This is a genomic window from Intestinimonas sp. HCP28S3_D6 (assembly GCF_052065695.1).
Taxonomy (GTDB): domain Bacteria; phylum Bacillota; class Clostridia; order Oscillospirales; family Oscillospiraceae; genus Intestinimonas.
This window is the reverse complement of record NZ_JBQHTM010000105.1, coordinates 1-2,955: the sequence shown is the minus strand read 5'-3', so window position 1 is coordinate 2,955 and position 2,955 is coordinate 1. Positions and strand designations below refer to the sequence as shown.

3 protein-coding genes and 1 pseudogene are annotated in these 2,955 nt (G+C 41.0%); 1 reads left to right on the top strand and 3 read right to left on the bottom strand.

The annotated features are described in order from the left end of the window. A partial coding sequence (locus tag ACTNBK_RS16825; RefSeq protein ID WP_441147816.1) for an ImmA/IrrE family metallo-endopeptidase occupies positions 1-370 on the top strand: 370 nt, incomplete at its 5' end. A 155-nt stretch (positions 371-525) separates the two neighbouring features. Here the strand turns inward: ACTNBK_RS16825 and bsh are convergent. The 3 genes and pseudogenes from bsh to ACTNBK_RS16810 all read right to left on the bottom strand — a co-directional run bounded on the left by bsh (position 526) and on the right by ACTNBK_RS16810 (position 2,816). Continuing rightward, complete coding sequence (gene bsh, locus ACTNBK_RS16820) at positions 526-1,515, bottom strand: choloylglycine hydrolase (protein WP_009295645.1); 990 nt, start codon at positions 1,513-1,515, stop codon at positions 526-528. A gap of 122 nt (positions 1,516-1,637) precedes the next feature. Continuing rightward, positions 1,638-1,762, bottom strand: a pseudogene (locus tag ACTNBK_RS16815) (CDP-alcohol phosphatidyltransferase family protein); the annotation flags it as partial. Further along, positions 1,752-2,816: an FUSC family protein gene (locus ACTNBK_RS16810; protein WP_005946426.1), complete on the bottom strand. Its 1,065-nt coding sequence runs from the start codon at positions 2,814-2,816 to the stop codon at positions 1,752-1,754. The pseudogene ACTNBK_RS16815 and the gene ACTNBK_RS16810, both read right to left, overlap by 11 nt. Positions 2,817-2,955 lie beyond the last annotated feature (139 nt).

Sequence of the window (2,955 nt, the reverse complement as noted above, 5' to 3'; positions counted from 1 at the left end):
TGCGGGCATTTTCTTCCGGTGTGCGTTTCTTTCTTGCCATAATAAAACCTCCACTGTGGTGCTTCTATTATACACCACCTTGGAGGTTTACACAAAATGTGGGATGGTCTCGAAAACCACCCCGATTCATGAGTTCATGCTCTACGACATGAAATCCAAACCGGAATATGAAGCCAACATCGTAGCAGCAGAAATCCTGATGGACAGCGATGAAGTCCTTCGCTACATCTATGAATATGGATACACAGCCGAGCAGATCGCCAGTGCGATGTCCACCGACATCAATCTGGTTGCGCTGAAGGTAGCGCACCTGGCTACACTTGGCTATAATCTGCACGCGCTGGAACACAAGAGCAACTTTTTGAAATAACGTACCTTTGAGGAGTCTGGACTGGCTCCTCTTTTTTGTTGCACAAATTGTGCAGGCGGTGCTTGCACAATTATCAACCTAACATCTGCATTCCATACAATCTCGATATTGTCCTCCTGTTGTTCTGCGTTATGCTTTCTCCGTGCATTTTCGTATTATTTATTCTGCCATCTGACTTCGCCCTTGGACAGAAGCGGATAACAGATCAGCTGATCTGAATCCAGATTTTCCGCATGCATGTCAACCGCTGTGATCTGATGATTATCATAAGTCGTATAATAATAAATACCTTTTGCTGTATTACAACAGGACGTGTATATCGTGATCTCATATTTGCCTTCTGTCACCTCACAGCATCCACGCTGCTGATCTACGGATCCTAAGATATGGAAAAACTGGCTTACACTCTCATCCTCTTCTTCACCGGAGATCGAATTTAATTTTGTAAAGGCAACTTTCACAAATCTTGACTGGCTGGAAAGATCTCCAGGTATTCCCATTCCACCCATTCCTCTGCTATATGCATCAAGCTGTAATACTCCTGCAAAAGTACTCTCCGGCTGTTTTCTGGATACTCCGGCATAATTATTCAGTGCAAACATCTGACTCGGGAATGGTGGATTATTGGTAAGCACTCCTACCGGATTATCATATACATGCAGCCCATCTTTCATAGACTCAACAACGATACAGGAGTCTTTGTCTGCAATGATCCAGTGAAGCTGTGCTGTCGGCAGCTGTTCACTGAATGCTGTGCCTGTCAGTCTCATTGCTGCCAGCTTCTCTCTCGCCTCTGCTACAGTAGCACACTGTGTAAGGATCCATGGGATGAACTCGAACTGTGCCACCTGGCTGACTTCTGTTTCATCTTCCGGCAAAGCTTCTTCATATGCCGCATTGCCGACAAAATTAAGACCTGCCATTCCAAGGCCTTTTTCATTAACAGCATCATAATAAAGCGGATAACCTCCTGCAACAAATGCCATTCCGATCAAAGCATAATGGCTTTTTATCTTCCCGGCAAACCGGAAATCAAATTCGTAATTTCTTGGCGTTATCGTGATCTGTTCCCCATAGGAAAATTCATAATCAAGCGTTCTGCCCATATAAAAATCTTTTGTTTTGTAAGTTGCTGCTGTACACATATCGAACACCTCTTCTTTCTGCTATAATAGTCCTGCAAACAATCTCATAAACAACTGTCCGAGCCATAAATATGCACTCCGTCCTGTGCGGTACTTTTCGATCACTTCCCTGCATTCATTCGAGGATTTTTCTTTACACAATAACTCCATATAATTACCGGAATCAGACAAAGCCGAAAAAAGAAAGAAGATTAGGAACCGTAATAATTCTATTCAAATTTTCTTTCTGATTCACTTCACTCTGCATGTACGGTCACCTCACTTTCCTTTTTTTTAGGCATAAACCAATAAAATATAACACAAAATGCTAAAGCAAACACAACACCAAAAACATTTTGACTCACTCTAAGACTAACCGCTCCTTGTAGTCCATATGTCTCTGCAGCAATGGCTAAAGCACCAAATGTGTTAAATACTGCCTGCCAGCCATATTGTGCTGAAAATCCTACACCGATTCCACCAAGAATTCCTATATATGCATAGATTGACGAAGGAAGCAGAAAATATAATACTGTAAAACATATAACACCTGCAATATTTCCGACAATCCTTTTACGGACTCTGTAGTGCATATCTTCCATAGACGGCAAAATCACGGACATGGCCGCAATACCAGCCCACATTGCACGTGGCATATTACAAAGTTCTGCAATGCAAAGGACAATCGGTACGCATAAAATCTGACATATCTGCCATTTTGTTCTGGAAGAAGTGATATCAAATTCTTGTATCAGATCTTTCAGATTTCTTTTATAAGTTCTGTTTTTATGATTTCGATAAAATACGAAGCAGGTAAGTGCTGCACCTAAAGCCATTCCGACTAATCGCATCTGATAGCTTTTTCCCGTAACATCATAACCATATAGCAGCAGATACCCAAGAACCAATGTAGATTGATTAAACATGGATGGATTATGGCATCCGAACAGAATCAACACAGCCAGTGCCGCAATATTTAACAGCATTCCCAATACCGGTGAAAACTGATTTGCTAAATGCGGACATACAGTCATAATTACAAAGAACAAAGCCAAAAGCATCGTAGATTGTCCGGTGTGGATCCCCAGATCCGCATTCCTAAACACCATGAGACATAATAAGACTACTACACCTACAATGCTGTTCTCATTTCCAAATAGGATGCTGAAAATACTAACAAAGAAAAAACAAAATGCCATTGTAGCAGCTATCTTCACCAGATATACCCACATATGATATAGTTTTTCTTTAAGTGTTTCACTCTTTTTCAACAGGTTTTTAGAACCTGCCTGATTTAACTGCAACTCCTGATAAAATGTCATATAAATACTCCCATCTTCTAATTTATCTTAAAACTAGGGAACCTCTGAATAAAAGCCTTTATCCTGTTTCTACTCAATGTATTAGCCGCCATTTGCGCTTGGTTAAGGTGATTTCAGTGCAAAATAGCCATTATTTATC

What these genes read in the sequence shown, in the direction of transcription:
- ACTNBK_RS16810 (WP_005946426.1), bottom strand. Translation starts at nt 2,816, where the DNA reads ATGACATTTTATCAGGAGTTGCAGTTAAATCAGGCAGGTTCTAAAAAC.
- bsh (WP_009295645.1), bottom strand. Translation starts at nt 1,515, where the DNA reads ATGTGTACAGCAGCAACTTACAAAACAAAAGATTTTTATATGGGCAGA.